Source organism: Marivita sp. (genome assembly GCF_022763305.1).
In the GTDB taxonomy this organism is placed as follows: Bacteria; Pseudomonadota; Alphaproteobacteria; order Rhodobacterales; family Rhodobacteraceae; genus Marivita.
This window is the reverse complement of record NZ_JALEGT010000114.1, coordinates 1-4,337: the sequence shown is the minus strand read 5'-3', so window position 1 is coordinate 4,337 and position 4,337 is coordinate 1. Positions and strand designations below refer to the sequence as shown.

The following is a 4,337-nucleotide window of genomic DNA, read 5'->3' as shown; positions in this document are numbered from 1 at the left end:
TGTCCAGGACGTCCGCATTTCCCGCCCGCAGCGCGTCGATTGCGTCGGGGCTTAGTCGCTCGTTTATCTGCTGGACGATGTCCTGCTGCTCTGACTCGGAGAGTGGGCCCTCGACGTCGGCGTTTCGCACAAAGGCCATGACGGTTGGCGCGGTCTCTTCCAGATACCGGCGCTCGGCGTAGTCTTGTCGCGCCTGGTCCTCGATCTCGAAACTGCGTTCGCTGATATAGGCACGCGACGCGCCGAGCGAACGAAGGTGATTGATTTCGTCCTGGACGGCCTGCCCGAACTCGTCATCCGGCATCTCCGTGCGATAGCGGGCGAGGGTGCGGAGCTCTTCGGTGATCGGACCGAGATGATCCGAAGGATCCCGCAAGGCGAGGTCCATGTCGCCAGCATGAAGCGTGCGGTCCTGCTCCGATACCGCATATTGCGGCGGCATTCGACTGTCAGTCATCTGTTCCCAAGCCATCGAGGCCAATTCGGCATGTTGCGGAGATCTCTGCGCATAGGCGTCGAACGCGACGCGGGCCTCTTCAACCTCCACGGCGCCGGCCCGCCTTACAGACGGGTCGTCGGAGAACGGATGATCGAAATCCGTCCGACGGAACTGCGCCACCAGCGCTCTGAACGCCTGCCGCTCCGATGGGGCAAAGATGTCGGACCCGTCTTGCGCGAGATCACCCCCTTGTGCCGCCAACCGCTCGCCGAGCGCTGGCGCAGCGTCGTCCACCTCGTCGATCTCGGTTGGCGCGCGAAGGACGCGTACGTCGGTCAGGACATCGCCCATCCGAGCATGCACGGCTTCCAGCCGGTCGAGCGCTTCTTCCCGGTCCGCAGATTTCTCCAGATCGAGGTCGCTTGCTTTGGCAATCCCCTGCAGATCCTGTGCCAGCCACTGGCGCTCCAATGCGGCATTGCCTGCCCCCTCCCGCAGGCGCGCGGCCACAGCCTCGGCATCGATGCCAATGCCTTGCAACGCCTCGGCCAGCTTTGGTGCCACCTCTCCATCGTCAAGACGCGCGAGGTGTTCTTCACTTAAGTTCGGCCTTGCATAGATGCCGTCCCGGGATGGGGCATCGACCAGGGCGGCGGAGCGATCCCCGAGCGGGTTCAAATGCGCGACCGAGGCCAGAACGTCGGTCAGCTTGCGCTCGATCACCGGCCTCTCGGCCGCCGGCGCCCTGTCGATCGCCGCCTCGATCTGGCGAATGTTCTGAGAAAACTCGGTGATCAGCGTGTCGAACGCTGCTTCGTCTTGGGACATGTAGATGGCTCCGTCAGATTGAATCTGACCGCCGCTGGCAAGGATGGTGCTGGCCTTCTCGAGCGCCTCGGCCACGTCTTCGAAATTCGAGCGTGACGCCTCCGCCGCGAGCCCGCGGTAGATCAACGCGTTATGCCTGACGGTTTCCAGAGCGGCCGCCAGGTCAGCACCGGTTCTCTGGCGCTCGACTGGGGGACGACCTTCGTCGCGGGCCTTGTAGATTTCATCGATCTCGGCGCGGTAGGTCGTGACGCCGCGATCCAGACGGCGCGTCGCCTCAAGGCGGATCCCATGAACTTGGGCCGCCTCGACCATCGCCTCGCGAAAGGCGTCGTAGTTGAAGTGATGATCCTTCCCGAGAAAGAACATTTCGCCATCCTTGCTGCGGCGGTTCAGAACGATATGCGCATGTGGATGCGCGCGATCTTGGTGTATTGCAGCAATATAGTCGAATTGCGACCCCTCACCTTGAAAGAACTTCTCGCAGACCGCCTGGGTGATATCGCGCACCTCCTCGCCGCTGGTTCCAACGGGGAATGCCATCAGCAGATGCGACGTATGGCCAAGCTTGGGGCTGTAGCGCTCGTTCCACTGGTTCTCGAACCGCCGCGCCACTCGGTTGATCTCGGCTTCCGAGAGCTGCTTCTTCCCGTCATGGGTGCCGCGACTGTCGAGGATATGGGTCGACTTCGTCGTAAGATATGTGAGCTGCGCCCGTAGCTGCGCCCCGGTGTGGCAGCCCCCTTTCGAGATAGCCTTGAAGATCGCTGGCGAATAGCCGCGCGCGGCCCGAACCATCTGCGCGCCCTTGGAAAGCCCCTGCCAGGATCCCGAAACCCGGCTCCAGCCGCGGTCAAATAGCGCCGGGTCGATGCCCCGGACCCGGTCACTCCGCGCCATTCGAATTCCTCTCGGCGAGGCCCGCCAGGGCAGAGCTGATCTCAAGGTCCAGCAGGCTGCGCCGCGCACGCGACATCTCCTGGACCTGGTCGGACAGATCGAAGACCAGACCCGCAAGGGCGCGGACGTCACGGTGACTTGAGGCCGGGTAGGACAGTGTCTCGCCCCGCACCTTGGCCTCGTTCAGACGTCGCGCGATCTGGTTCACGTTGTTGCCGACCCGGTTGAGCGCGGCGCCGAGGCTGCGCAACTCGTCACACATCTCGTCGTCGGGCAGGAAGACACCTTCGGCCGCCAGCATCAGGCGGCGCATTGCATCCGAGCGGTGCGCAATCCCGCGCCGCGACAGCGCCTCGTCGAACCGGCGCAGGTCGTCGTCCGAGACCCGGATCCCCACAACCCGCGATCGGCTGCAGTTCGCTGTCTGACGCTCACCCCAGTGGTTCACCACGTTGTAGATCGTCTTCAGGCTGACATCGTAGCGCGCGGCCAATGACGCCGCGGAAACGCCGTTCCGGCGGTCCTGGGCGATGGTCGATCGTTCGATCTCTGACAGTCTACGACGGCGGGGCATTTTGAAGTTAACGTTCCTATTTCTTGCCAACTTCGTACAAGCCCGCCGACTCCCAACGCAAGTGGAGTCGGCCATAAGGGCTTGTACTCAATGTAGAAAATCGCCCTGCTGGGGCGATTTCCCGTCCTTTGTCAAATGGATCGCGCGTCGCGCTCATGGCACCACGCGATGCGGTCTCCGCATCGCGCATCGCGTCTTTTGCGCCCCGTCTCTTGCACCCCGCAAGACGGGTTTTGCTGCGTGCTGACAGTCTCGCGTCACCCGCAGAACGACATACGCGAGACTGCCTCCCGTCGTCTGGAGCGCGCTAACCGTCACCTGCATTCTGTCCGAAGCGCATCGCCAAGCGTATCCCGACATTTGGCGGGTGTGTGATGCCCCGCGACGAATGCTGACGGCGCCACGGCAGACGTTGCACGGTCATCGCACAACGCCGCCCGCTGCATGCCAAACGCGGGTCGCATCCCGACTTCTGCTTGACCCCTCCGCCTCATGCGATTAGCGACACTTTAGCATTATCGTTGCGATTCACTATTTTTGCGGAGGATCAGAATGCCGAACGAAAATCTTGTGGTGATCGCAGCGATGGCCCGGAAAGGGGGCAGTGGAAAAACGACGCTTTCGCGCGCCTTGATCAGCGCCGCGATCGCCGCCGGACGCAGAGTGATGTTGATCGACACGGACAGCACGAGGGTACTCGGGGCCTGGCATACTCGGGCGCAAGCCGGTGGGCTGAGTTCGCCGCTTCTCTGCTCGGCCACCGTCGAAAGCGTGGCGGGTGTCGAGGATCAGATCGATCAGGTCTACATGGCAGGCACGGCAGACTTCATCTTTATCGATACCGCAGGGGTCGGTGCCGAATGGTCAGACGGCATCGCGGTGCTTGCGGACCACATCGTGACGCCCGTCATGCTGTCGACGTCTGATTTCGATGTCGGCGCACAGACTGCCGATTGGTATGAGAAGCTGAAATCCCGTGTTGACGACCCCTCCAGCCTGCCGCGCCACCACGTCGTCCTCAACATGGTTGACCCGAAAACGACCCGTGCTGACGCGGGCCTGATTGAAGAAGCGCTCACCCGTTTTCCGGTGATTGAGACCGTCATGATGCGGCGGAACACCTACAAGGAGATGGACCAGAAGGGGCTTCTCCACGCCTTGGCGCTGGAAAAGCAATCTGATCCAAACCCTCTGATGCGTCCACATGTACGTCATGTCGTCGAGGCGCTCGAGGAGGCGACGGACATCCTCAACAATATTCTTGCTGCGTGAGGACAGTCGATTGCGCAAGAAGATCCCGACCATCACCAGGCCCGACCCAGCCTACGCCGCCACCCTGCAACAGGGTGACCGCGAGATTCCCGGGAAGGAAGATGAGGCACAGGTCACAGCAACAAAGACAGGCACCCCAGCCGCTGACGTTGACGCGGATCGGCACGGGTCAGAGCGTGTGCCGGAAGGTGCCGTGGCGCCGCACCAAGTCACCGCGGAAAGCTCTGACCCGCATACCAGCCTGAGAGCTCCCGTATCGGCGCGCGCATTGAGCCCGACCCGGAAGATCGACATCAGGGTCAACGCACTCGAACGACAGGAAGC

The 4,337-nt window shown here is 62.5% G+C and carries 3 protein-coding genes and 1 pseudogene; 2 read left to right on the top strand and 2 right to left on the bottom strand.

Annotated elements, in window-relative coordinates; translation table 11 throughout:
- Together MRY75_RS19625 and mobC are read right to left on the bottom strand one after the other, a co-directional pair.
- On the bottom strand, window positions 1-2,236 hold a 2,236-nt coding region (locus MRY75_RS19625; RefSeq protein ID WP_292309665.1), incomplete at its 3' end, for a relaxase/mobilization nuclease domain-containing protein.
- Complete coding sequence (mobC, locus tag MRY75_RS19620) at window positions 2,154-2,741, bottom strand: plasmid mobilization relaxosome protein MobC (RefSeq protein WP_292309664.1); 588 nt, start codon at window positions 2,739-2,741, stop codon at window positions 2,154-2,156. The genes mobC and MRY75_RS19625, both read right to left, overlap by 83 nt.
- 552 nt (window positions 2,742-3,293) lie before the next feature.
- Between mobC and MRY75_RS19615 the strand changes: the two genes are divergently transcribed.
- The gene (locus MRY75_RS19615) at window positions 3,294-4,013 is read left to right on the top strand and encodes a division plane positioning ATPase MipZ (protein WP_292309663.1); all 720 of its coding nucleotides are present in this window, start codon (window positions 3,294-3,296) and stop codon (window positions 4,011-4,013) included.
- 10 nt (window positions 4,014-4,023) lie between these two features.
- Window positions 4,024-4,337, top strand: a pseudogene (locus tag MRY75_RS19610) (hypothetical protein); the annotation flags it as partial.

Excerpts from the sequence above, each read along its gene's own strand:
- mobC (WP_292309664.1), bottom strand. The coding sequence starts at position 2,741 with ATGCCCCGCCGTCGTAGACTGTCAGAGATCGAACGATCGACCATCGCC.
- MRY75_RS19615 (WP_292309663.1), top strand. The coding sequence starts at position 3,294 with ATGCCGAACGAAAATCTTGTGGTGATCGCAGCGATGGCCCGGAAAGGG.